This window comes from Shewanella abyssi (assembly GCF_023284025.1).
Lineage (GTDB): Bacteria > Pseudomonadota > Gammaproteobacteria > Enterobacterales > Shewanellaceae > Shewanella > Shewanella abyssi.
Genome location: NZ_JAKIKR010000138.1, coordinates 1 through 539, shown reverse-complemented (window position 1 = coordinate 539; position 539 = coordinate 1). Strand labels below are relative to the sequence as shown.

1 pseudogene is annotated in these 539 nt (G+C 42.3%); it reads left to right on the top strand.

What is annotated here, in order from left to right:
* Positions 1 to 71 precede the first annotated feature (71 nt).
* Positions 72 to 362, top strand: a pseudogene (locus L2755_RS22100) (tyrosine-type recombinase/integrase); the annotation flags it as partial.
* Positions 363 to 539 lie beyond the last annotated feature (177 nt).

The following is a 539-nucleotide window of genomic DNA, read 5'->3' as shown; positions in this document are numbered from 1 at the left end:
ATCTTCCCTATTTGAAACATAAACCCGCCATTTATTACTGGCTCAACTTACATCCATTACCATAAACTTATTTAGCGGCACAGGACTTCCTTTTTCCTAGCCCGAGAAGAGCTCATCAACCGATGAGTTATAGCAACTACGCTAAGATCATTAATCACTGGGCAGAAGCGTTGGGCTTTGACCCATTATTATAGGGTACGCACTCCATGAGACGGACTAAGGCGACATTGATTTACGCTAAAACAAAGAACATACGTGCAGTCCAGCTATTACTGGGTCACGTTAAACTTGATAGCACCATTCGCTATCTTGGAATTGAAATTGAAGATGCACTTCAAATATCTGAAGATATCGATATATAGCCACTTAGCAGCGGTTCACCGACTCTGCGCCCTAGTTCGCTGGGCAAGCTGGAGTGTTATTGCAGCGCATTTTCTGCATATCGTAACTGCTTATTGGCAATGATAGAGGGGCTCTTATAGCTGCACCATTTAACAATAATAGCAGTAGAACTATGCACTAAGTGTTTAACGGTTATC